Origin of the sequence: Geothrix paludis, assembly GCF_022808815.1 — a bacterium.
Classification (GTDB): Bacteria; Acidobacteriota; Holophagae; order Holophagales; family Holophagaceae; genus Geothrix; species Geothrix paludis.
Window position 1 is genome coordinate 588,768 of record NZ_JAKZLC010000001.1, and the last position, 22,565, is coordinate 611,332.

19 protein-coding genes are annotated in these 22,565 nt (G+C 69.0%); 9 read left to right on the top strand and 10 right to left on the bottom strand.

Features of this window, described 5'->3' with window-relative positions:
• Nucleotides 1–45 precede the first annotated feature (45 nt).
• The 8 genes from MLE64_RS02725 to MLE64_RS02760 all read right to left on the bottom strand — a co-directional run bounded on the left by MLE64_RS02725 (nucleotide 46) and on the right by MLE64_RS02760 (nucleotide 8,198).
• Nucleotides 46–1,545 carry an OmpP1/FadL family transporter gene (locus MLE64_RS02725; protein WP_243315581.1) on the bottom strand — a complete coding sequence of 500 codons (1,500 nt, stop codon included), beginning with the start codon at nucleotides 1,543–1,545 and terminating at the stop codon, nucleotides 46–48.
• Between the two features lie 137 nt (nucleotides 1,546–1,682).
• Nucleotides 1,683–2,438 (bottom strand): tryptophan synthase subunit alpha, encoded by a 756-nt coding sequence (gene trpA / locus MLE64_RS02730; protein ID WP_243315583.1) that lies wholly within the window; start codon nucleotides 2,436–2,438, stop codon nucleotides 1,683–1,685.
• A 1-nt stretch (nucleotide 2,439) separates the two neighbouring features.
• Nucleotides 2,440–3,624: a tryptophan synthase subunit beta gene (trpB, locus tag MLE64_RS02735; protein WP_243315585.1), complete on the bottom strand. Its 1,185-nt coding sequence runs from the start codon at nucleotides 3,622–3,624 to the stop codon at nucleotides 2,440–2,442.
• Nucleotides 3,617–4,255 (bottom strand): phosphoribosylanthranilate isomerase, encoded by a 639-nt coding sequence (locus MLE64_RS02740; RefSeq protein WP_243315588.1) that lies wholly within the window; start codon nucleotides 4,253–4,255, stop codon nucleotides 3,617–3,619. Before MLE64_RS02740 ends, trpB begins: the two co-directional genes overlap by 8 nt.
• Nucleotides 4,252–5,088, bottom strand: a complete 837-nt coding sequence (locus MLE64_RS02745) for an indole-3-glycerol-phosphate synthase (protein WP_243315590.1) — start codon at nucleotides 5,086–5,088, stop codon at nucleotides 4,252–4,254. The genes MLE64_RS02740 and MLE64_RS02745 overlap by 4 nt, the downstream gene beginning before the upstream one ends.
• Entirely contained in the window at nucleotides 5,085–6,119 is a 1,035-nt protein-coding gene (gene trpD / locus MLE64_RS02750) for an anthranilate phosphoribosyltransferase (RefSeq protein ID WP_243315592.1), read from the bottom strand. Before trpD ends, MLE64_RS02745 begins: the two co-directional genes overlap by 4 nt.
• Nucleotides 6,116–6,694, bottom strand: a complete 579-nt coding sequence (locus tag MLE64_RS02755; RefSeq protein WP_243315594.1) for an anthranilate synthase component II — start codon at nucleotides 6,692–6,694, stop codon at nucleotides 6,116–6,118. The genes trpD and MLE64_RS02755 overlap by 4 nt, the downstream gene beginning before the upstream one ends.
• Nucleotides 6,695–6,812: 118 nt before the next feature.
• Nucleotides 6,813–8,198 carry an anthranilate synthase component I family protein gene (locus MLE64_RS02760; protein ID WP_243315596.1) on the bottom strand — a complete coding sequence of 462 codons (1,386 nt, stop codon included), beginning with the start codon at nucleotides 8,196–8,198 and terminating at the stop codon, nucleotides 6,813–6,815.
• A 314-nt stretch (nucleotides 8,199–8,512) separates the two neighbouring features.
• On the opposite strand from MLE64_RS02760, the gene MLE64_RS02765 reads away from it, so the two are divergent.
• The 8 genes from MLE64_RS02765 to MLE64_RS02800 all read left to right on the top strand — a co-directional run bounded on the left by MLE64_RS02765 (nucleotide 8,513) and on the right by MLE64_RS02800 (nucleotide 19,109).
• Entirely contained in the window at nucleotides 8,513–9,439 is a 927-nt protein-coding gene (locus tag MLE64_RS02765; RefSeq protein WP_243315597.1) for a hypothetical protein, read from the top strand.
• Complete coding sequence (locus MLE64_RS02770) at nucleotides 9,420–10,217, top strand: 5'-nucleotidase C-terminal domain-containing protein (protein WP_243315600.1); 798 nt, start codon at nucleotides 9,420–9,422, stop codon at nucleotides 10,215–10,217. Before MLE64_RS02765 ends, MLE64_RS02770 begins: the two co-directional genes overlap by 20 nt.
• An 8-nt stretch (nucleotides 10,218–10,225) precedes the next feature.
• Nucleotides 10,226–11,155 carry a bifunctional metallophosphatase/5'-nucleotidase gene (locus MLE64_RS02775; RefSeq protein WP_243315602.1) on the top strand — a complete coding sequence of 310 codons (930 nt, stop codon included), beginning with the start codon at nucleotides 10,226–10,228 and terminating at the stop codon, nucleotides 11,153–11,155.
• 165 nt (nucleotides 11,156–11,320) lie between these two features.
• Nucleotides 11,321–13,546, top strand: a complete 2,226-nt coding sequence (locus MLE64_RS02780) for an NADP-dependent isocitrate dehydrogenase (RefSeq protein ID WP_243315619.1) — start codon at nucleotides 11,321–11,323, stop codon at nucleotides 13,544–13,546.
• Nucleotides 13,547–14,020: 474 nt separating this feature from the next.
• On the top strand, nucleotides 14,021–14,548 hold the full coding sequence (locus tag MLE64_RS02785) for a DUF4402 domain-containing protein (RefSeq protein ID WP_243315621.1): 528 nt from the start codon (nucleotides 14,021–14,023) through the stop codon (nucleotides 14,546–14,548).
• A 68-nt stretch (nucleotides 14,549–14,616) separates the two neighbouring features.
• Entirely contained in the window at nucleotides 14,617–15,462 is an 846-nt protein-coding gene (locus tag MLE64_RS02790; RefSeq protein ID WP_243315623.1) for a fimbrial biogenesis chaperone, read from the top strand.
• Nucleotides 15,463–18,171: a carboxypeptidase-like regulatory domain-containing protein gene (locus tag MLE64_RS02795; RefSeq protein WP_243315626.1), complete on the top strand. Its 2,709-nt coding sequence runs from the start codon at nucleotides 15,463–15,465 to the stop codon at nucleotides 18,169–18,171.
• Complete coding sequence (locus tag MLE64_RS02800) at nucleotides 18,168–19,109, top strand: DUF4402 domain-containing protein (RefSeq protein WP_243315628.1); 942 nt, start codon at nucleotides 18,168–18,170, stop codon at nucleotides 19,107–19,109. Before MLE64_RS02795 ends, MLE64_RS02800 begins: the two co-directional genes overlap by 4 nt.
• Nucleotide 19,110: 1 nt before the next feature.
• On the opposite strand, the gene MLE64_RS02805 is transcribed toward MLE64_RS02800, so the two are convergent.
• Both MLE64_RS02805 and MLE64_RS02810 read right to left on the bottom strand, forming a co-directional pair.
• Nucleotides 19,111–19,530, bottom strand: coding sequence for a hypothetical protein (locus tag MLE64_RS02805; protein WP_243315630.1), 420 nt, complete (start codon nucleotides 19,528–19,530; stop codon nucleotides 19,111–19,113).
• Between the two features lie 276 nt (nucleotides 19,531–19,806).
• A complete protein-coding gene (locus MLE64_RS02810; protein WP_243315632.1) occupies nucleotides 19,807–21,714 on the bottom strand; it encodes a formate--tetrahydrofolate ligase in 1,908 nt (635 codons plus the stop codon).
• 108 nt (nucleotides 21,715–21,822) lie between these two features.
• On the opposite strand from MLE64_RS02810, the gene MLE64_RS02815 reads away from it, so the two are divergent.
• On the top strand, nucleotides 21,823–22,431 hold the full coding sequence (locus MLE64_RS02815) for a YigZ family protein (protein ID WP_243315634.1): 609 nt from the start codon (nucleotides 21,823–21,825) through the stop codon (nucleotides 22,429–22,431).
• Nucleotides 22,432–22,565: the final 134 nt, after the last annotated feature.

Genomic DNA, 22,565 nt, shown 5'->3' on the forward strand with positions numbered 1-22,565 from the left:
AAAGAGGGCCCGGCGGACCGGGCCCTCCTCCACGGAACGGGCAGGCTAGAAGCTGTATCGCAGCTGCGCGCCCAGGATCTCGATGCTGGCCTTCATGGTGGCGTTGAGGCTGCCCCGGGTGAGGTTGTCGCCCGCAGAGGTCAGATTGATCTTGGCGTCGCTGATGAACAGGTGGGTGTAGCCCACATCCATGGACATCTTCTTGGAGAAGGCATAGCTCAAGCCCACGGAGAGCCACTTGCGGTCGTTGTCGGGGATGCGGGGCGTGCGGTGGTTGTCGTCCACGGCGCCCTGGTCGAAGCCCACGCCGGCCCGGAAGGTCCAGGTCGAGTCCATCTTCCAGGTGCCGCCCAGGGAGTAGAACCAGGTGTCGCGCCAGCTCTCGTCCGTGACGGAATCCGCGAGGCCCGTATCGAACTTCACGCGGAGTTCCTTGAACCGGGACCAGGTGCTCCGGGCCACTTCACCCTGGAAGGAGAAGGCGGGATCCACCTGCCAGTCAAAGCCCAGGGAGGCCGTGGCGGGGAGAGCGAGGTCGGCCTGGCCCTTGCCGTTGCGGAGGCCGGCGCCCTGGAGGGCGGCCAGGTCCGTGGAGGGCATGCTCGCGGGGTATTCGAAGGTGGCATCGCCCTTCAAGGTCATGGTCACGGCCGCGGAGTAGGCGGCGCCCAGGCGGAAGTCCTTGGTGGGCTGCCAGGTGAAGCCCGCCTTCCAGCCATAGTCCCAGCCATTGCCCTTCAGGCCGGCCTTGCCGTCCCAGGCCCCGGGGATGGCGTAGCCGGGCGTGCCGAAGGTGGCGTTGGGGGCCCCCATGGCGACGGTGGCCACAGGGCTGTTCTGGGTGGGGCTCGGCGCCACGGGGGACATGCCGGCGGCGGCCAGCCCGGAGCCCACCTTCAGGGCCAGCGCGGTGCCGTAGTCCACGCCGTTGGTCAGCTCGGCATCGGCATAGCGGGCGATGAAGGCCACGCCGAAGGAGAACTGGTCGTTCACCCGGTAGGCCAGGCTGGGCGTGATGTCGATGACCTTCAGATCGGACTTCAGGCCGTGGTACCGGCCGATCCAGTTGGCGTCGTACTCGGTGGTGAGGCCGAAGGGCACGTTCACGGAGAGACCCAGCTTCAGGTCCTTGCTCGCGCTGTACATGATGTTGAACTCGGGGAGGATGGCGGACTGCCCGGAGTTCCCGTGGCTGGAGGGGCCGGAGACCGGCATCAGGCTGGTCGTGGTGTTGGGGTACACGTTGAAGCCGAGCCCGGTGAGCGCGGGGGTGCGGGTGGCGGTCATGCCATCGAGCTTCACATCCAGGCCCACGTAGGTGCCGCCGAGGGAGAACTGCCAGCCATCGTACTGGGTCATCACCGCGGGATTGAAGAACAGGGCGCTGATGTCGTTGCCCCCCGCGCTGACGCCCGCATAGGCATTGCCCTGGGAGCTCGGGCTCTGCTCGCGGAGCTGGAAGCCGGAGGCCTGGGCCTGGGGAGCGAAGGCGCCGGCGGCGATGAGGGTCAAGGCCGTGAGGGTGAGGCGTGAACGGTGGGTCATGGGCGCATGGCTCCTAATCCCGGGTGGGGGTGGTGGCTGTTGGCAGCCGATTCCGAAGGTGGAAGATGGACCACAATACCAAATCGATGCAGACCTGCAATCACTCCCGAGAGCCTACCCTAAGGAAGGATCGCGACCTATAGGTCACCATCCATGAGCGGAGAGAGACACGCGGCCATGCTCTTCCCCTCGGCCAGCTCCCTCACCAGGGCGGACCCGACAACCGGGGTGGCTCCCATCGCGCGCACCGCCGCCAGGCTGGCGGCATCCGAGAGCCCGAACCCCACGGCCAGGGGCCGGCTCGAGATGTCCCGCAGCTGGGTCACGCGCTCGCGCACGGGGGCCAGGTCCGTGCTTTGCGCCGTGCCGGTGACGCCCAGGCGGGCCACCACGTAGGCGAAGCGCTGCGCGAAGGGCGCGGCCGGTCCGGGATCCGGGCGCTCCGCCAGCACCTGCCGGGCCCGATCCAGCGTGGTGGTGGGCGCCAGCAGCGGCACCATGGGATAGCCCGCGGCGCGCAGGTCCGCTTCGAAGGCCGGCTCTTCCCCGAAGGGCAGATCCACCACCAGCAGGGCTTTCACCGGTGTGGGGGCGAGGAGCGTCTTCAGGCGTTCCGCGCCGATCTGGAGCAGCGGGTTCAGGTAGGTGAACAGGATGAGATCGGGGCTGTCCTTGAGGCCGGCCAAGGTCTGCAGCACGCGAACCGGCGTGGCCCCGCGTCCGATGGCACGATGCGCCGCCGCCTGGAGCACGGGGCCGTCGGCGATGGGATCCGAATGGGGCAGGCCCAGTTCCAGGGCTTCGATGCCGAGGGATCTGGCCTCGGAGAGCTGGACTGGCAGAGCTTCGAGGCTGGGATCACCGGCCATCAGGAACGGGAGGAGAGGGTTCATGTCAGATCTCCATGCGCGACTGGTAGGTGGACAGGTCCTTGTCGCCGCGGCCGCTGAGGCCCAGCAGCACCGTGGCGGCACCTTCAGCGGCGAGGGCGGGCAACGCGGCCAGGGCGTGGCTGCTCTCCAGGGCAGGCAGGATGCCCTCGCGCTCGCAGAGCAGGCGGGCCCCGGCGAGAGCCTCATCGTCGGACGCGCGGCGCACCTCCAACTTCCCGTCCAGCGCGAGGGCGGCCAGCTCGGGACCCAGGGCCGGATAGTCCAGGCCCGCGCTGATGCTGGCGGTCTCGGCCGTGTGGCCGTGTTCATCCTGGAGCAGCAGGGTCTTGCAGCCGTGCAGCACTCCTGCGCGGCCGCCATCAAGGCGGGCGGCGTGCTCGCCCAGGGCGCGGCCGTGGCCGCCCGCCTCTACGGCGAGGCGCCGCAGGGGGTCGCCCAGGAAGGGCACCAGCAGGCCCAGGCCGTTGCTGCCGCCGCCGGCGCAGGCGATCACGGCTTCGGGAAGCGCCCCGGCCTGCTCCAGCACCTGGGCGCGGGCCTCTTCGCCAATGACCGTCTGGAATGTTCGCACCAGCGTGGGGAAGGGATGCGGCCCCAGGGCGGAGCCCAGGATGTAGTGGGCGTGGTCGCAGCGGCCCGCCCAGGCCCGCAGGGCCTCGTTCACGGCCTCCTTGAGGGTGCCCTGCCCCGCCTCCACGGGCACGACCTTGGTGCCGAAGAGGCGCATGCGGGCCACATTGGGCGCCTGCCGGGCCATGTCCGTGACGCCCATGTACACCGTGCAGGCCAGGCCCAGCCTCGCGCAGGCCGCGGCCGTGGCCACGCCGTGCTGGCCCGCGCCGGTCTCCGCGATGATCTCCGTCTTGCCCATGCGGCGGGCCAGCAGGGCCTGGGCCAAGGCATTGTTGATCTTGTGGGCGCCGGTGTGGGTGAGGTCCTCCCGCTTGAGGTAGAGGGCCTTGAACCCCAACTCTGCCGCCAGGCGCGGGGCGGCCGTCAGGGGTGTGGGGCGGCCCACGAAGTGGCGCAGCTCGGCCTTCAGCTCCGCCTGGAACGCCGGATCGGCGAGGGCCGAACGGAAGGCGGCCTCCAGGTCCAGCAGAGGCTGCATGAGCGTCTCCGGGGCGTAGCAACCCCCGAGGGACTCGGCGCCGAAGCGCGTGGGAAGCGCGAACGCATCAGTCATGGGTTCCCTTTCCTGCCCGTGATTCCTGTCTCACGGCCGTCACGAAGGCGGCCACTTTCACTGGATCCTTCCGCCCGGGTGCGGCTTCCAGCCGGCTCGCGGCGTCGAAACCCCTCAGACCAGCTAGGGACATGGGCGGGAGTGCAGCGGCCCGGCCAGCCAGGTTGAGGCCATCCAGCCCCCCCGCCAACAGGTAGGGCCCCGGTGGCGGGAAGGTCATGGCATGGCCCTGCCCCGAGCCTCCCACCACACCCGTCTGCATGGCGCCGGGTTCCCACAGATAGAGATCCGCGGGTATCAGCGCCTGACCTGGCTCATCGGCCCAGGGCAGCAGGACGACGAGGCCGGCCTCGCGCAGCACTGCGACGCCCCGCTCCCGCACGGACGTCGGCAGGTAGGGCTGGACCCGCCGGAAACCGTGGCGGCGGGCCACCTCGAGCATGGCCTCCGCATGATCCTCGACCATCACGAGCACCGCCCGGTCCAGGTATGGCCCGGCCACGGACAGGTCCGTGCAGTGGCGTGGGCTGGGCGGATGGCACACGAAGCCCAGCAGGTCCGCGCCCTGCCCCGCGGCAAAAGCCGCGTCCTCGGCCCGGACGAGGCCGCAGACCTTGGCCAGGAGGCTCATGGGGTCTCCTGGCGCAGGTCCGCGAAGACGCGTTCCAGGAAGCCCTTGGGATCCGGGCTGCGCATGAGCGCCTCGCCGATGAGCACGGCGTCGAAGCCCGCCCGCAGGGAGACCTGAGCGTCCTCGGGTGTGGCGAGACCCGATTCGCGCACCAGCACCGCCTCCGGGAAGGCCTTGCGCAGGGGCGCGGCGGTGGGCTCACCCAAGGTGAAGGTTGAGAGATCCCGGGCGTTGATGCCCACCATGCGGGCCCCGGCCTCCTGGGCGAAGGGCACCTCCGTGAGGTCGTGCAGCTCCACGAGGGCCTCCAGCCCGCGCTGGCGGGCCGCTTGCAGGAAGGCGGCCGTGTGGCCCTTCAGCACCCGGACGATGAGCAGCACCGCCTCCGCGCCGCAGGCTTCGGCCTCCGCGAGCTGGGCTTCGGAGATGACGAAGCCTTTGTAGAGCCGCGGCATGCCGAAGGCCGCCGCGGCGGTCAGGTGGGCGGCCGCCCCGCGGAAGTAGGTCGGCTCCGCCAGGATGGAAAAGGCCGACGCGCCGCCTTCCCGGTAGGCCTGGAGCTGGGCCTGGAGGGGCGTGCCGGCGGCGAAGGGGCCGAGCGAAGGCGAGGCCTGCTTGTATTCGGCGATGACGGCGCCGCCCCGGGTCGCCGCATCCCAGCGCAGGGCGGATTCGAAGGGGCCGGGACCGTCCAGGGGAGCACGGAGGGCTGCCGCCGCGGACCCGGCCGAGGACAGGCGCGCCAGTTCCGACACCAGCACCCGCTGGAGGTGCGAACTCTTCGGCAGGCCGGTGCCGTGCACCAGGGAAGCGGGATCCGGCAGGGCGCTCATGGGTTCACCCCCGCCCCGGGAAAGGGCGGGACGAAGCCGCCGTCGAGGGTGCTCCGCATCTCGCGGAAGCTGGCATCCACGCCCTCAAGGGAACCGTCGCGGTGCAGGGCCAGCCCCAGGGCCGCCTGAAGGGCCACGGCATCCGCCACGGCGGGCCGGAAGTCTGGGTGCCGAGCTCCAGCGAAGATCCCCCGGGCCACGGTCAGGGCTTCGGCCCGGTCCGCCACGCGCAGGGCGTGCCGGGCCGGCTGGACGATGCCCAGCTCCCGTGGCACCAGCACCTGGGGCGCCTGAACCCGGCCGTCGGCGACCGCCAGGATCGTCGTGGGGCCTTCGATGGAGGCTTCGTCGAGGCCCTTCCCTTCCGCGTCCTTGCCGTGGATCACGAAGGCCCGCCGCAGCGTCGGCCGCCGGGCCAGGGCGCCGGCCATGGGCGCCAGAAGGTCCTCCCGGGCCACACCCAGCAGCTGCAATGGCGGGTTCGCCGGATTGATGAGCGGGCCCAGCAGATTGAAGATCGTGGGGATGCCCAGGCGACGGCGGATCTCCCGCAGGCGGCCCATGAGCGGGTGGTAGGCCGGGGCGAAGAGGAAGGCGAAGCGGTGGGCCTGCAGGTCCTGGGAAAGGTCGGCGCTGGCGCGGGCCAGGTCGTAGCCCAGGGCCTCCATCAGGTCGGCGCTGCCGCAGACACCAGTGGCGGCGCGGTTTCCGTGCTTCACCACGGGCACGCCGAGGGCCGGGAGGAACAGCGCCGTGAGGGTGCTGAGGTTGGCGGTGGAGGCGCCATCGCCGCCCGTGCCCACCACATCGATGGCGCCGTCGGGCACCTGCGGGAAGGGCACCGCCACCTCGGCGAGGGCCTCGGCGAAGGCCGCCAGCTCGTGAGCTTCGGGCACCCGCTGGGCCAGCAGGGCCAGGCAGGCGCCCACCAGCAGCGCGTCCGTGTCCTGGTCGATGAAGATGTGCATGAGCTCCGAGGCCGTGGCTTCGGGCAGCGGGCGGATGGGGTTGTGGGTGGTGAGCAGGGTCATCGGCGGAGGTCCTGGGCAAGGCGGAGGAAGTTGTCGAGCATGGCCGGCCCGTCCGGCGTGAGGATGCTTTCGGGGTGGAACTGCACACCCCAGCGGGGCAAATGCCGGTGGGTCATGGCCATGATTTCCCCGCCGGGGCTGCGGCCTGTGACGCGCCAGCAGCCGGGCAGCGTGGCGGGATCCGCGATCAGGCTGTGGTACCGGCCCACGGGGAGGCCTTGGGGCAGCCCCCGGAAGAGACCGTCGCCTTCGTGCTCCAGCGCCGTCGCCTCGCCATGCAGAGGTTCGACCGCGCGAACCACCCGGCCGCCGCTGGCCGCCGCCAGGGCCTGGTGGCCCAGGCAGACGCCGAGCATGGGAATGTCCCAATCCGAACCCGCCAGGGCCATGTGGGCGGGGCTCTCCGTGGGGTGGCCGGGGCCCGGTGACAGCACCACGGCTTCGGGCCGGAGGGCCCTGGCCTCGTCGAGGGTGATGGCGTCGTGGCGGACGACCTTCACTGGAGCGCCCAGGGTCTCGAAGGCCTGCACCAGGTTGTAGGTGAAGGAATCCAGGGCATCAATGAGGAGGATCATGCCAGCCTCCGCTCGGGAGCCGATGCCCTCTCCCTCCTATCGCGGCGCTCCTCCGCGCCGCTCCTGCGCGCTTGGGCTGCGCCCTGCTCGCGCAGAGTCGGGACATCGATCAAGAGGATCATCGGGAGGCTCCGGGCAGCTGGACGCCAAGGGCCTGGGCGATGGCGCCCAGCTTGTGCAGGGTTTCGAAGTATTCGGACTCGGGCTTGGAGGCCCGCACCACGCCGGCCCCGGCCTGGATGTGGGCGACGCCTCCCGCATAGACCGCCGTGCGGAGGATGAGGGCCGTGTCCAGGGCGCCATCCGTCCCCAGGCGCAGCAGTACGCCGCCGTAGGGCCCGCGCATCTCCCCTTCCAGCTCGGCGATGCGCTGACAGGCGCGCAGCTTGGGGGCGCCGCTCACGGTGCCTGCCGGAAAGGCGGCGGCCAGCACGTCCAGGGCGTCCACGCCCTCCCGAAGCTTGGCCTTCACGGTGGTGGTGAGGTGCAGCACGTGGCTCGTGCGCTGGAGGGCGAGGGGCTTCTCCACCCGGACGCCGCCGGGAACGGCCACGCGGCCCAGATCGTTGCGGGCCAGGTCCACCAGCATCTGGTGCTCGGCCAGCTCCTTGGGGTCACGCTTCAGGGCCTCGAACCGCTCCGCATCCTCCTCGGCGCTCTCGCCGCGGGGCACGGTGCCGGCAATGGGGAGGGTCTCGGCCTCGCCGTCCTGCACCCGCACCAGCATCTCCGGCGAGGCGCCGACCAGGGAGAATCCCCCCCACTCCAACAGGAAGCCATAAGGGCTCGGATTCAGGCGGCGCAGGCGACGGTAGGCCTCCAGGGGCGGTGGCGGGTCCTCGATGCGGAACCGCTGGCTGGGCACGAGCTGGTAGACGTCACCATCCAGGATCCGCTCCTGGGCGGCGCGGACCATGCTTTCGTAGGTCTCACGGGTCACCTGGGCGGCCGCCCGTGGAGCCGACGCGGCGGAACCCGGATCGCGGGCGCCCGCCAGGAGCTGCTCCCGGAGGCCGCGGAGGCGGTGGAATCCGGCCTCCGGGTCCGCGTCCAGGGTCTGGAGTTCCGCCACCTGGTGCAGGTGGTCGAAGACGAGGGCCGTGTCGAAGCGGCGCACCCAGAGGCCGGGAAGGCCGAGGCTGTCCCGGGCGGGTTGGGGCAGTGTGGGCTCCATAGCCCCCACGGCCTCGAAGCCGAGGTAGCCCGCGCAGCCCACGCCGATGGGGAGGGGTACCTTGAAAGCTGGCAGCTCCGCGGCGGGATCATGGACGGTGCCCGCGGGCGGCGGCCCCACCAGGGCCCGCAGAGACTCGATCCAGCCCGGGGCTGGCGGATCCAGGCGGCACTCGGCGGAACCCTCCAGCAGCACGAAGCTGTGGCGGCCCACCCGCTCGCCCTGGTCGCAGGATTCCAGCAGCAGGCTGGCGCCCGCCGGGCGCAGGGTCAGGTAGGCAGCGAGGGGCGTGAGCAGGTCCGCGGGAAGCGGGTGGCGGATCAGGTGCATGGGGAAGACCTTGGAAAACCACAGACCGGCTTTGCCGGGATGGGGTGTGGGGGCCCGGGGGTGTGCGCGAAGCGCGGAACCACCGGAGAACATCAAAGAAAAAGCCCGACCGGAAGGTCGGGCTCGGAAGGTCCGGGTTGGCGTGGGCCGCTAGGCCTCGCACAGGGAGCCGTCCGAGCCCGCACGCCACCACCAGGCCCCGTGAAGGGAGCCCTGGCGAAGGGACAGGGAGGACAGCGTCATGGAACCGATGTAACCCCATCCACGCGGGCCCTGTCAAGTGTGGTTTGATGAAGGATTGCTTGCGGACGGCCATGACCGAGGATCGCCCCACCACCATCCACACCGAGGATGCGCTTGCGCCCAGGGATCCCTGGCGCTTCCTCCGCCCCGCCCTGCGCGGCGGCTTCAGCCGCTGGGGCTGGGGCCTCATGATCGGGTGGCTGCTGGTGCTCCTGGGTCCCGTGCTGGGCTGGGCCGGCCACCTGCGCCGGGCCGCGGGCTGGAGCGCCCTGCCCAGCCACTGGGGCGAGCGCATCAGCGCCCGCGACGTCTGGGAGCTGTGGGAGAACGGCGGACTTCAGCATCGCCTGGCGAATTCCCCGACAGTGCACCTCTTCGGCCTGGGACTCGTGATCGTTCTGTGGTGCGGCTGGCGCATGCAGGCGGAGCGGGTGGGGTTGAAGGCCCGCCTGGGCTCCTGGCTGCTGGGCGCGCTGGACACGGTCCTCATCGGGTTCCTTCCGGTGGGCCTCCTGACTTGGCTCGGGGATGTCGTCCTGACCTGGCTCGGAGGCCTCGGAATCGACGGTCTGGGCTGGATCACCTTCTTCGGCCGCCCCCTGCTCTGGATGACGGCGGTGGCGGCCCTGAACCTCCAGTGGTGGTTCTGCCGCCTGGGGCGCGCGGCCGGCCCGACCCGCGGCTACCGCGCCCACCTGAGCGACTCTTTCCTGCGGCTCTGGACGCACCCCGTCCAGTGGAGCCTCCTCTCCCTTGGCGGCGCGGCCCTGAGGTCGCTGCTGCCCTTCCTGGTGCTGATCCTGGCCTGGCGGATGGGAGGCGGAACCCCCTTCCGCGTCGGCCTGTTCCTCGCCCTGCAGCTGGCCGTCACCCTGCTCAACGGCTGGCTGATGGGCTGGCTGCTGCGCGCCACCGCCCTGTTCTGGGCCCATGATGCCGCCGTGCGCACCGACCGCGCCGCCCTGAAGGACCTGTCCCGTGAAGCCATCGCCAGCTAGCGCCCTGGTCGCCCTCCTGCTTGCCGCTCCCCTGGCGGCCCAGCCGCCGAGCGCCAAGGCCGAAGTCATCCCCGTCACTGAAGCAATCCCGGATGACCCCGAGATCCAGAAGGTCATCGCGCCCCTGGCGGAGGAGATCCGGGCCAGCTTCGGCCAGCCGCTGGTGCAGGCACCCCAGGGCGTGTTCCGCGGAAGGCGGGGCGAGGAGAACCTGCTGGGCTACTGGGTCTCCGACGTCATGCGCCAGGCGGCCCAGCCCCTGGTGGGCACTCCGGTGCGCTTCGCCATCACCAACGCGGGCGGGCTGCGGGCCAACCTGCGTCCCGGCCAGCTCAAGGTCGGGGACATCTTCGAGCTGATGCCCTTCGAGAACGAGCTGATCGTCATCGAGCTCACTGGCGCCGAAGTCATCCAGGTGGTGAAGGAGGGCCTGCTCCGCCGCGGTGGCGAGCCCTGCTCCGGCGTGAAGGTGAAGGTCGAGGGCACGCCCCAGCAGGCCACCCTCGTCGTCACCTGGGAGGACGGCAGCCCCATCGATCCCGCGGCTGTGGTGAAGGTCGCCACCACGGACTACCTCTACGGGGGCGGCGACTCCATCCCCACCCTGAAGAAGGGCCGGAAGCCGTTCACCACGGGCGTCACCCTGCGGCAGATGCTCCTGGACCAGTGCGCCGCCCTGGGCAAGGCGGGCAAAGACCTGCTGCCGCCCGCTCCGGGGCGCTACACCGTGCCCGTGCCGATCCTGGAAGCCATCCGCGACAAGACGTTCAAGCTCTAGGAATGCCCATGGACCGCCGCCATTTCATCGCCTCCCTCGGTGCCGCCGCCGTCGCCTCCCGGGTGCCCCTGAAGGCCACGGAAGCTCCGATTGCGGGTCGCATCACCCTGCTGCACACCAACGACACCCACTCGCGCATCGAGCCCTTCGGCCCCGGCAATGGCGCCATCAGCGGCAAGGGCGGCATGGCCCGCCGCGCCACCCTCGTGAAGCAGCTCCGGGCCCAGCTGGGGCCGGTCCTGCTGCTGGACGCCGGCGACACCTTCCAGGGCACGCCCTACTTCAACCGCTACAAGGGCCGGCTCGACTACCAGCTCATGCGGATGATCGGGTACGACGCCACCACCCTGGGCAACCACGACTTCGACAACGGCGTGGGAATGCTGGTGGAGGCCATGGCATCCATGGAGAAGCTCCAACACAAGAACCCGCCCTTCGCCTTCCTGAACTGCAACTTCGACTGCCAGGGCGCCCCCGAGCTGGCCAAGCGGATCCGTCCCTACATGGTCCGGCAGTTCCCGGGCGTGAAGGTAGGCATCACGGGCGTGGGCGTGGCCTTTGCGGGCCTCGTGGCCCCGAAGAACCACGAGGGCGTCGTCTGGAGGGATCCCTACGAGAGCCTGAAGCCGGTGGTGAAGCGGCTCCGGGAAGTCGAGAAGGTGGATCTGGTGGTGGTCCTCTCCCACCTGGGCTACGACGTGAAGGACGCCGCCCATGACGACCTGCGCCTGCCCGGCCAGGTGGCGGGCATCGACGCCATCATCGGCGGCCACAGCCACACCTTCCTGGAAGCGCCGGTGAAGGTGAAGCAGGCCCAGGGAGAGACCCTCGTGTTCCAGGTCGGCTTCGGCGGCGTGAACCTCGGCCGCATGGACTTCGCCTTCACGCCGGGCGGCGTGAAGGCGGCCTCCGGAGCTGCCATGCCGGTGGTGGGCTGAGGGGCCTGCCCAGGACCGGAGTGACGGAAGTCCCAAATCCCCGTTCCCACAGGGAAACCCGCTTGATGGCGGGCATTCCCCGTGGGAGCCTGCCTTGAATGCCCTGAGCCGGAACAGCGGGGGTCCAGGCCCCGGCGCTGCCGTAAACGCCCATAAGGAGAGCCCATGACCACGCAGAAGATCATCTGGACGGAGATCGACGAGGCGCCCGCTCTGGCGACCTATTCCCTGCTGCCGATCATCCAGGCCTTCACCAAGGGCACCGGGATCTCCGTCGAGACCTCCGACATCTCCCTGGCGGGCCGCATCCTGGCCAACTTCCCCGAGAACCTGACCCCGGCCCAGCGCGTCCCCGACAACCTGGCCGCCCTCGGCGCCCTGGCCCTGAAGCCCGAAGCCAACATCATCAAGCTCCCCAACATCAGCGCCTCCATCCCGCAGCTCAAGGCCGCCATCAAGGAGCTCCAGTCCCAGGGCTTCAACGTGCCGGACTACCCGGAACAGCCCACCGAGGAAGTGGAGAAGGCCATCCAGGCCCGCTACGCCAAGGTGCTGGGCAGCGCCGTGAATCCCGTGCTCCGCGAGGGCAACTCCGATCGCCGGGCTCCGCTGTCCGTGAAGAACTACGCCAAGAAGCACCCGCACAAGATGGCCCCGTGGGCGCCGGACTCCAAGGCCCGCGTGGCCCACATGGCCAGCGGCGACTTCTTCGGCAGCGAAACCTCCACCACCCTCGCCAAGGCCACGACCGCCCGCATCGAGTTCGTGGGCGCGGATGGGGCCGTGAAAGTCCTCAAGGACAAGCTGCCCCTCCAGGCCGGCGAGGTCCTCGACGCCTCCGTCATGAACGTGAAGGCCCTCCGCGCCTTCTATGCCGAGCAGATCGACGCGGCCAAGCGGGACGGCCTCCTGCTCTCCCTGCACCTGAAGGCCACCATGATGAAGATCTCGGATCCCGTCATGTTCGGCCACGCCGTGTCCGTCTTCTACCAGCCGGTCTTCGAGAAGCACAACGCGACCCTGCGCGAACTCGGCGTGAACACCGCCAATGGGCTGGGTGATGTCTACGCCAAGATCCAGGCCCTGCCCGAGGCCCAGCGCGCGGCCATCGAGGCAGACATCCAGGCGGTCTACGCCACCCACCCGGCCCTGGCAATGGTGGACTCGGACAAGGGCATCACGAACCTGCACGTGCCCAACGACGTCATCGTGGACGCCTCCATGCCCGTGGTGGTGCGCGACGCCGGCAAGATGTGGGGCGCCGACGGCAAGCTCCACGACACCCTGGCCATGATCCCGGACCGCTGCTACGCCACGATGTACAAGACCATCATTGAGGACTGCCAGAAGCACGGCGCCTTCGATCCCGCCACCATCGGCAGCGTGCCCAACGTGGGCCTCATGGCGCAGAAGGCCGAGGAGTACGGTTCCCACGACAAGACCTTCTTCGCCCCGGCCGCCGGGACCATCCGCATCGTGGACGAGTCCGGCGCCACCCTGCTCTCCCAGAAGGTCGAGGAAGGCGACATCTTCCGCGGCTGTCAGGCCAAGGACGCCCCCATCCAGGACTGGGTCAAGCTGGCGGTCACCCGCGCCCGCCTCACCGGCGCGCCCGCCATCTTCTGGCTGGACAAGGCCCGCGCCCACGACGCCCAGATGATCGCCAAGGTGGAGACCTACCTCAAGAACCACGACACCAAGGGCCTGGACATCCGCATCCTGTCCCCGGACGAGGCCATGAAGGTCTCCTGCGAGCGCATCCGCAAGGGCCTCGACACCATCAGTGTCACCGGCAACGTCCTGCGCGACTACCTCACGGATCTCTTCCCCATCATCGAGTTGGGCACCAGCGCCAAGATGCTCTCCATCGTGCCCCTGCTGGGCGGTGGCGGCCTCTTCGAGACCGGCGCGGGTGGCTCCGCGCCCAAGCACGTCCAGCAGTTCCAGAAGGAGGGCTACCTCCGCTGGGATTCCCTGGGCGAGTTCTCGGCCTTCTGCGCCTCCCTGGAGCACGTGGCCAACGCATTCAAGAACGCCAAGGCCGGCGTACTGGCGGAAACGCTGGATCAGGCCATCGCCAAGTTCCTCGACAACGACAAGTCCCCTGCCCGCAAGGTGGGTCAGATCGACAACCGCGGCAGCCACTTCTACCTGGCCCTCTACTGGGCCCAGGCCCTGGCCGCCCAGACAAAGGATGCCGAGCTCCAGGCCCGCTTCGCCAAGGTGGCGAAGCAGCTCGGGGATAGCGAGGCCAAGATCAATGAGGAGTTGATCGCGGCCCAGGGGAAGCCGGTGGACATGGGCGGCTACTACCACCCCGACCACGCCAAGACCTCCGCCGCCATGCGGCCCAGCGCTACCTTGAACGCCATCATCGGCGCCATGGCCTGATCCATTCCGGAACGACCGAAGACACCTCGCGGGTGTCGGGATACCTGGTGTCCCGGCACCCGTTGGCTTTCGACCAAAACTCAGGTGGGGGGCACAGCCGGCCGTCAAGCCGGATATGACGTGTTCGCCCACCCCCGAGCCAACCCCGCGCCCTCCCTCTCGATGGCGCACTACGCCTAGGTTCGCGCGTGGTGCCGCGCGTGGCGCCGCCCCCGGCACTCCAGGTGGATCCATCGTCTGAATCCCACTGGCTCGGATGCTGGCAGGCACGCATAGCCCATTCGTGCGGCCGCCCAGGAAGGAATTTGCCGGGCATCGAGTCTCTTGGGCAATTACCGCACTCAGTATAAATTTCCCATGAATATTCACGATTTATTTATGCAACCCTAACAGAAATGCCTCGGGTCTGAGATGAGGAAGCCACGGGGCATCCTCGTTCACGTCCGCCCTTCCAAACACCTCAAGGAGCCACCTATGCACACGTTCTCCCGTATCCTCGCGGGCGCCCTTCTTCTGGCCGCGCCGGCCGCTTTCGCGCTCGACAACGCCACCGCAACCGCTACGGCCCGGATCTACGTGCCCATCACTCTAAACAAGAACACTGATCTCAGCTTCGGCGACATCTTCGCGGATCCTACCGGCGGGACTGTGACGCTGGACCCCAAGAGCACCACCCGGACCACGGGGGGGCCGGCCCTGGCCACCACCGGCACCGTCAGTCCCGCAGCCTTCACCGTGGGCGGCAAGCGCAACGCCTCCTATGCCATCACTCTTCCCGCCGACGGCACCGTGACGCTGTCGGGCCCCGGTGCCGCCATGCTCGTGAGCAAGTTCACCGCTTCGGTCAACAACGGCACCCCCACCGCCACGCCCACGGGTCTGATCCCCAACACTGCGGGCGCCACGCAGACCTTCACGGTGGGCGCCACCCTGACCCTCGGCGCCAACCAGATGGATGGCGACTACACCGGCACCTTCAATGTCACGGTCGCCTATAACTGAGGCCCGCTGATCCACTGGTCCACCCAGGGCGTACCCGCGCCCTGGGTTTTCTCCGTACTTGAGGTCTCATGCTCCGTCTCCGCTCCCAGGCCATCGCCTGCCTGCTCCTCGGTCTGCTCGCGCTCGGCCTTCCGGCCCAGGCGCCCCCGCCTCCCGCCGACGGGGGCATCGGTGATCTCCTGGTCGCCCCGACCCGGGTGGTGTTCGAGGAGCGCAAGCGGAGCGCCGAGCTGAACCTCTCGAACATCGGGCAGTCCCGAGCCACCTTCCGGATCTCCCTCGTGCGCATGGAGATGGACGAGACGGGCGGCATCAAGGAGCTGCCGTTCGACCCGGGCACCGAGAACCTCCGGTCGCTCTTCCGCTTCTCCCCCCGGCAGGTGACCCTGGACCCCAGGGAATCCCAGACCGTGCGGATCCAGGTGCGCAAGCCGGCCCAGTTGCCCGAGGGCGAATACCGACTGCACATGACTTTCCGCGCGGTGCCCCCCGACGCGCCTGCGCCCCAGTCCGGGGCGGAGGCGCCCAAGGGAATCGCCATCAAGCTCACGCCGGTCTACGGAATCGCCATTCCCCTCATCGTGCGGCACGGCAAGACGTCCGCCAGCGTCTCCATCACCGCGCCCGCCTGCGATGCCAAGAGGGGCGTGCTGAGCTTCCGCTTGAACCGCGACGGCAACCAATCGGTCTACGGCGACCTCAAGGCCACGCTTCTCCCAGCCATCGGAGCCCCGGAAGTCCTGGCGGAGGCCTCGGGCTTGGCTGTGTACACCCCGAATTCCGGGCGGACCGTCGCCCTGCCCATCCGCGGCGGGCGATTCGTACCTGCCGGCAGCCGGATCCGCATCACCTACTCCCAGCCCATTCTGGATGGCGGCCGCCTGTTCGCGGAAACCGTCATGACGACCCCCTGAATGGGCCGCTTCGCCGTCCGCAAGGCCCTCCTGGGCCCGGCCCTCATGGGAGTGGCGGCGCTGCTGCATGCCGGAGGTCTGGCTCCCGCGGACGCCTCCGCCCTGCCGGGGATGCTCGTGAACCGCTCCGAGGAGGAGGTCTTCCTCTTCGCCCTGCGCCTGGACCAGGCGACGGTCAGCAGCACCTTCCCTGGATTTCCCGTGAAGGACGGCGTGCTGGTGCCCCTGGGGGAGCTGTGTCGCCTGCTGGACCTGGCCATCGAGGTCGACCCCAACCGCGGACGGGCCTCGGGCTTCTTCATCGACGAGAAGCGCCGCTTCAGTCTCGACGTCGTGGCGGGAACGGTGGTGGTGGCGGGCCGCAGCCTGCCGCTCAATCGGTCCTTGATAGAACTCCACGCGGATGACATCTACGTGGATACGCGTCTCCTCGCCACGTGGCTGCCCCTGGATTTCCAGGTCGTCCTCCGCAGCTCATCCATCACCGTGTCGCCTCGCGAGCCCCTCCCCATCCAGGAGCGCTGGAAGCGGGAGCGCATGGTCGGCCGGTTCCGTCCCTCGGAAGGCCCGAAGGTCTTTCCGCGATCGCCGGACCCCTATCGCGTCCTCGAAATTCCGATGGTGGACGAGACCCTGCGCCTGACCGCCCAGACGTCGCCCGATGCGGATCGGCACGTCCGGGCCCAGAGCACCACGTTCGCCGCGGGGGACTTCCTTGGGCTGTCTTCGAACCTCTACGCGATTCTCGATACGGTGAGCGGCCTCTCGGAGTTCCGGATGGCCATGGGCCGCCGCGACCCCCACGCGGGCCTACTCGGCCCGCTCAGGGCGACGGAGTTCGCCTTCGGGGAGGTGCTCGATCCGGGCCTGAACCTGCTCACCCTGCCCATGGCCGGCACGGGAGCCCTGCTCACCAACTATCCGCTCCAGCGGGAAAACGCCTTCGACCGTCATTCCTTCCAGGGGAACCTGTCGCCGGGCTGGCAGGTGGAGCTCTACCGGAACCAGGCTCTCCTGGGTTTCCAGGCCTCCCGCCCCGATGGCCGCTATGAATTCCTGAACGTGCCGCTCTACTTCGGCTGGAACGATTTCCGCCTGGTGTTCTATGGCCCCCAGGGCCAGCGCCGTGAGGAAGTCGTGCGCTTCGATGTGAGCGAGAACCAGACCCCGGAAGGTGAGTTCCAGTACCGGCTGGTGGGCGTGGATCCCCGCCAGGCTGGAAAGCGCGGGCAGGTCGAAGGGCGCTACGGGATCTCCCGGCAGTTCACGGCCGGGTTCTCCTTGTCCGGTCTGGATCTGGACGGGCGCCATCACGCCTACCGCGGGATCGATCTCCAAGGCTTCTGGAAGCCTCTGTCGGCGTCCTTCAGCGCCGTCAGCGACCAGCTTGGAGGCAGCGTCGCCCAGCTGGGCCTTCGGAGCCGCCTGGGCTCCACCAGCCTCACGGTCAAGCATGCGGAGCTCCAGGATGGCTTCTCCAGCGAAGTGTTCCGGCCCATCTACGGCCCGATCCGGAGCCGCAGCGGCCTGGAGACGTCCTCCCTGCTGCCCAGCCTGGAGCGCAGCCTCGTCACGCTCGACCTCGGCGCCGCCCGGGACCGGCTCGTGGCGGGCGGCAGCATCGATCGCCTCTACAACCGCGTCTCCACCTCCTTCCAGGGGTACTTCCTCTCCAACGAGATCACCCTTACCAGGGGCCTGGACACGGTGACGCCCTTCCCCGCCACCACCATCGGGGACTTTCTGGCCAGCAAGTTCTTCCGGACCTTCTCGCTGCGGGCGCAGGCGAACTATCAACTGAGCGGCGGCGCCCGGCGCCTGAACGCCCTGTCCACCTTCGTGGAAACGCCGGTCTTCATCCCCTTCAACCTCCGGGGCGGGCTCACGCATTCGGTGGCCTCCAACGACACCCTGGTGCAGCTCGGGGCCTACAAGACCCAGGGCGCCTATGCCCTCAGCGTGGAACTGGGCTACTCCACCCGCAGCCGCCTGTCCCTGGACCTCACCTTCCGCGTGGGCCTGGCCCGGGAGCCCCGGAACGGCCGGATCCATACGCAGGCGCAGAGCATCGCCGGCCATGGCGCTGTTTCCGCCCGCGCCTTCCTGGATGCCAACGGAAACGGCGTGATGGATGGCGACGAGAAGCCCCTCCAGGGCGTCGGATTCCTGGCGAACGGCGCCTCGCAGCCAGGCAACACGGACACGAAGGGCGTAGCCTTCCTCACCAATCTCTCCGGCGATCTCGACGCCAACCTGTCCGCCAACTCCACCACCCTCGAGGACCCGTTCATGCGGCCCCAAGGCCAGGGCCTGCGCGTCACCCCGCGCCAGGGCCATGTGGCGCAGCTCGAGGTCCCCGTGGTGCTGTTCGGCGAGGTCACGGGGACGGCCTACCTGAAGCGTGATGGCGCCTCCGGAGAGCTTCCCGGCCTGCTCCTGGAGCTCGTGGACAGCCAGGGCGAATCCATCAAGACCACCCGGACGGCCTTCGACGGTTTCTACACCCTGTCCGACGTCCCGCCCGGAACCTACCAGCTCCGGGTGCCTGACGCCGAGATCCGGCGTCTCGGGCTCTCGAAACTGCCGCCCATCCCCGTGGTCGTGACCTCCGAGGGCACGGTTGTGGACGGCCTCGATCTCCTGCTCACCCCAGACCGCTCCAACCCGCTCCTTCCGGGGCAGGACGGCCGGAAAGAAGATCAACCATGAGCTTCTCCGCCCTCTCGGCGCTCTCCCGACGATTCTTCCTCGCGGCCCTGGCCATCGCTACGCTCCCCGCCCTCGGCCAGGCCTGGGTGCCGGTCATCAACAAGTACTCGGACATCTCGCTGGGCTATGTCGTCCCCAGCGCCTTCGGGGGGACGGTGGTGCTTGCCTCGCCATCCGGGAACCGGAGCGCCTCGGGCGGCGCCGCCCTGGGGTCCTCCGCTGGCGTCAGCCTGGGCAGCTTCACCCTGTCCGGCAAGGTGGGCGACAGCTGGTTCGCCTCGGCGGGCAGTCCGGTGCCCTTCCCCCTTGTGGGACCGGGCGGGGCAACGGTGGTCGTCACGGCCGTGGACTGCCAGCCCGCCACCAGCGGCACCTTCCCTTCCACGGGCACCACGGGCTACTACTACCTGGGGGCTACCGTCACGGTCGGCTCGAGCGCCACCACGCCGGCGGGAACCTACACCGGCAGCTACACCCTGAATGTGATGGACCCCTTCAAGGGAGCCGTCACCCCCATGACCTTCTCGGTGCAGATCCAGGTCGCGCCGGTCATCAGCCTCACGGAGCTCACGGGGCTGCGGTTCGGGGCGGTCTTCACCAGCCCGGCTCCGGGAACCGTGGTGCTCAGTCCCGCCGGCACGCTCAGCACGACGGGTGGCGTGAGCCTGGGTTCCCAGTTGCCGGCCGGACCCGCCACCTTCTCCGTGACCGGAGCCGCCAACGCCACCTACGCCATCACCCTCCCGGGCAGTGTCGTCCTCAGCTCTCCGGATGGGACTCTCACAGTGACGGGCTTCACGAGCTCTCCGGGCCCGACGGGCCGCCTGGACCCCACCGGACGGCAGACGCTGAGCGTGGGCGGCACGCTGAACGTGCCCGCCAATCAACCCGACGGCGACTACACCGGAACCTTCAGCGTGACCGTGGCCTACAACTGATCTAGAGAGACCCGGCCTGGATTGGCGCCCCGAGGGCGTCCCGGATCATCAGGACGCCCCCCGCATGGCGGATCTCACGGGCGAGGAACCGCTGACGGCCCCCGACCACGCCCCTGGAGGCGAGGACCTCGAGAGGCGTTCCCGCTTCGAACAGGCCTGACGTGTTCCACGCACCGGTGTCCACCCGCAGGACTCCGGCCGCCAGGCGGATCCGGATCGACCGGCCCTCCCAGCCTTCGACCACACCCTGGATGGTCACTTCCGTCGAAAGGTCATAATCCGCCGCTTCGCGGGGACGGATCCGGACGGTGCAGGTGGCGCTGCTCGTGCTCTGGGCCATGGCCACGGCTTCCGAGCCACCGGCCAGGGCCAGCAGGAGCCCCAGGCGGCAAGTCGATCGGAAGGCTCCAAGGCGGCCCATCGGGCGCTCCTCGCAAGTGGTCAACCTTCTTTTCGACCCTGCGGAAGGCCGCGATAACACCCCCGATTAAAAAAAAGATTGAGTCAATCGAGGCCGGTAGCCTCGGGACCATACCCATAGCAAATGATGTTATTAAACATATTAATAAATATTTTACGACACGACAGGCTATTGCCGGCTTCCTTTGCCGACCTGACCATCAGCTGGTCCGAGGTCGGTACCGGAGGAAGGATTCATGCGACCAGCAGCCGTTTTCGTTCCCGGCCACGCGCAAGGTCAGAACAGCCCCACGACGCGGCCCGTATCCGGATCGATGTCCACATCGTAGAAGCCGGGTCTCGTGGGGAGGCCGGGCATGGTGGCCATCTTGCCAAGCAATGGGTAGAGGAAGCCGGCCCCGGCGCTGAGGCGGACATCCCTCACCGGGATGCGGAAGCCCGTGGGGACGCCCTTCAGGGCCGGATCATGGCTCAGGCTCAGGTGGGTCTTGGCCATGCAGATGGGCAGGCGGTCGTAGCCAAGCCGCGTGTAGGCCTCGATCTTCGCTTCGGCCTCCGGTGCGTAGTCCACGCCGTCGGCGCCGTAGACCTCCGTGGCGATGGTTTCGATCTTCTGCTTGATGGGCTCGTCCACGCCGTAGAGGAAACGGAACTCCGAGGGGCGCTCGCAGACGCGCATGACGGCCCGGCCTAGATCCAGGGCCCCTTCCCCGCCCAGGGCCCAGTTCCGGCAGACCACCGCGTCCTCCGCGCCGCTCTCCAGGGAGGCCCGGCGCACCAGTTCCAGTTCCGCGGGGCTGTCCGTGGCGAAGCCGTTCACCGCCACCACCACGGGCACACCGAACTTCCGGGCGATGCGGATGTGATGCAGCAGGTTGGGCAGGCCCTGGCGGAGCAGGTCCAGGTTCTCATCCACATAGACCGGATCCAGGGGCTTCCCCGCCACCACCTTGGGCCCGCCGCCGTGCATCTTGAGGGCGCGCACGGTGGCCACCAGCACCACGGCGTCAGGCTTCAACCCGGAAACGCGACACTTGATGTCGAAGAACTTCTCCATGCCCATGTCAGAGCCGAAGCCCGATTCGGTGACCACGTAGTCCGCCAGCTTGAGGGCGATCTGGTCGGCCAGGATGGAGCTGTTTCCGTGGGCGATATTGGCAAAGGGGCCCGCATGCACGAACACGGGCGTGCCCTCCAGCGTCTGCATGAGGTTCGGCTTCAGCGCGTCCTTCATGAGCACGGTCATGGCGCCGGCCACGCCCAGATCCTCCGTGGTCACCGCGAGCCCATGGCGATCAAGGCCCACCACCATGCTTCCCAGCCTGCGCCGCATGTCCTGGAGGCCCGTGGTGAGGGCCAGGACGGCCATGATCTCGCTGGCCACGGAGATGTCGAAGCCCGTCTCCCGGGCGAAGCCCTGCTCCTCCTCGCCCCGCCCCACGGTCACGCCCCGAAGGAACCGGTCGCTGGTGTCCAGGATGCGGCGCCAGGTGATGGCGGCGGGGTCCAGATCCAGCCGGCAGACGCGACAGCGCTCCTCCGGCGTGAAATCGTCGGGATTCCCCTTGGTGATGCCCAGCCTCGCGCAGCGCAGCTGCAGCGACCGCGGGAACTTCCTTCCGGATTTTCCTTTCGGGAAGATCCGCTCGAACAGCTGCTCGTCCGAAGCGCCGGCCTCATGGAGGATGCGGGCGTCGATGGCCGCGGCGCACAGGTTGTGGGCCGCGGTGATGGCGTGGATGTCCCCGGTGAGGTGGAGGTTGAAGTCCTCCATGGGGATCACCTGGCTGTAGCCGCCGCCGGCGGCTCCGCCCTTGATGCCGAAGGTCGGGCCCTGGCTGGGCTGGCGGATGCAGGTCACCACGCGCTGGCCCAGGTGCGCCCCCAGAGCCTGGCTGAGTCCCACCGTGACCGTGGTCTTGCCTTCCCCCAGCGGCGTCGGGGTGATGGCGGTGACATCGATGTACTTGCCGTCCGGACGGCCCTGCAGGCGGTCCAGCACCTCCAGCCGCACCTTGGCCTTGGTGGGGCCGTAGAGCTCCAGCTCGTCCGCCTCGAGGCCCAGCTCCGCGGCCACTTGGCTGATGGGCTTGAGGGTCGCCGCCTGGGCGATGTCCAGATCTGAGGGCACGGGGGTTCTGCGCTGCAGGACCGTGGGCGTGAAGGGCCGCGTGACGGTGGTCATGCCGTCTCCTCGAAAAGATCCACTCCAACTATAAGTAAAAAACGACTGAATGGTCGTTATTGAGCCGCCTTTGTTGATTCGCATCACAGCCGCACGCATGCTGGATCCATGCGTCGTCTGACCGGGGTCGCCACCCATCGCTTCAGGGAGAATGCTTCGGTCTTCCTCACGGAGCTGCATCCCGCCTTGGATGCTGAAGCCCGGGCCGCCGTGCTGGCTTCGCTTCGCAAGCGGGACTTCGACGCCACGCATCACTGCAGCGCCTGGCGGGAGGGCGTCCCGGTCGCAGCTTTCGGGGCCGATGATGACGGCGAACCTTCCGGCACGGCCGGGAAACCCATGCTGGCGGTGCTGGAGGGAGCCGAGGCCACCGACCTCATCGCGGTCTGCATCCGCTGGTACGGGGGGACCAAGCTCGGCACTGGCGGTCTGGTGCGGGCCTATACAGAGGGCGTCCAGGGCGCCTTGGCCGAAGCCGAGGCCCAGGGCCTCTGGGAGGAGGTCCGGATCCTCCGCCAGGGAGAGATCCGTGTCCCCGCGGCCCAGGCCCACCTACCCTTCGCCCTGCTAGGAGCCTTCCCCGCCGCTTCCGTGACCGGCCAGACCTTCGAGGGAGACGCGGCCATCCTCCGCTTCGAGTGCCCGCCGGACCTCTGTCCCGCCCTCGACCACGCCTGGCGGGAGCGCAGCCGGGGCGGGGCGATCGCCTGGGCTTGACCACTCGCCGATCCCCACCCGCCGTTCGCCGATCCCGGCCCGGTTTCCTGTCGGGACGCCCGTAGCTTGGTCGTGCGGAAGGAGGCGCCCATGATCCAGCTGGGATGGTTCATCGACAGCCCCTGGTGGTGGTT

Excerpts from the sequence above, each read along its gene's own strand:
- MLE64_RS02800 (WP_243315628.1), top strand. The coding sequence starts at position 18,168 with ATGAGCTTCTCCGCCCTCTCGGCGCTCTCCCGACGATTCTTCCTCGCG.
- MLE64_RS02795 (WP_243315626.1), top strand. The coding sequence starts at position 15,463 with ATGGGCCGCTTCGCCGTCCGCAAGGCCCTCCTGGGCCCGGCCCTCATG.
- MLE64_RS02790 (WP_243315623.1), top strand. The coding sequence starts at position 14,617 with ATGCTCCGTCTCCGCTCCCAGGCCATCGCCTGCCTGCTCCTCGGTCTG.
- MLE64_RS02810 (WP_243315632.1), bottom strand. The coding sequence starts at position 21,714 with ATGACCACCGTCACGCGGCCCTTCACGCCCACGGTCCTGCAGCGCAGA.
- MLE64_RS02805 (WP_243315630.1), bottom strand. The coding sequence starts at position 19,530 with ATGGGCCGCCTTGGAGCCTTCCGATCGACTTGCCGCCTGGGGCTCCTG.
- MLE64_RS02740 (WP_243315588.1), bottom strand. The coding sequence starts at position 4,255 with ATGAGCCTCCTGGCCAAGGTCTGCGGCCTCGTCCGGGCCGAGGACGCG.
- trpB (WP_243315585.1), bottom strand. The coding sequence starts at position 3,624 with ATGACTGATGCGTTCGCGCTTCCCACGCGCTTCGGCGCCGAGTCCCTC.
- MLE64_RS02725 (WP_243315581.1), bottom strand. The coding sequence starts at position 1,545 with ATGACCCACCGTTCACGCCTCACCCTCACGGCCTTGACCCTCATCGCC.
- trpA (WP_243315583.1), bottom strand. The coding sequence starts at position 2,438 with ATGAACCCTCTCCTCCCGTTCCTGATGGCCGGTGATCCCAGCCTCGAA.
- MLE64_RS02745 (WP_243315590.1), bottom strand. The coding sequence starts at position 5,088 with ATGAGCGCCCTGCCGGATCCCGCTTCCCTGGTGCACGGCACCGGCCTG.
- MLE64_RS02815 (WP_243315634.1), top strand. The coding sequence starts at position 21,823 with ATGCGTCGTCTGACCGGGGTCGCCACCCATCGCTTCAGGGAGAATGCT.
- MLE64_RS02760 (WP_243315596.1), bottom strand. The coding sequence starts at position 8,198 with ATGCACCTGATCCGCCACCCGCTTCCCGCGGACCTGCTCACGCCCCTC.
- MLE64_RS02785 (WP_243315621.1), top strand. The coding sequence starts at position 14,021 with ATGCACACGTTCTCCCGTATCCTCGCGGGCGCCCTTCTTCTGGCCGCG.
- MLE64_RS02765 (WP_243315597.1), top strand. The coding sequence starts at position 8,513 with ATGACCGAGGATCGCCCCACCACCATCCACACCGAGGATGCGCTTGCG.
- MLE64_RS02755 (WP_243315594.1), bottom strand. The coding sequence starts at position 6,694 with ATGATCCTCCTCATTGATGCCCTGGATTCCTTCACCTACAACCTGGTG.
- trpD (WP_243315592.1), bottom strand. The coding sequence starts at position 6,119 with ATGACCCTGCTCACCACCCACAACCCCATCCGCCCGCTGCCCGAAGCC.
- MLE64_RS02775 (WP_243315602.1), top strand. The coding sequence starts at position 10,226 with ATGGACCGCCGCCATTTCATCGCCTCCCTCGGTGCCGCCGCCGTCGCC.
- MLE64_RS02780 (WP_243315619.1), top strand. The coding sequence starts at position 11,321 with ATGACCACGCAGAAGATCATCTGGACGGAGATCGACGAGGCGCCCGCT.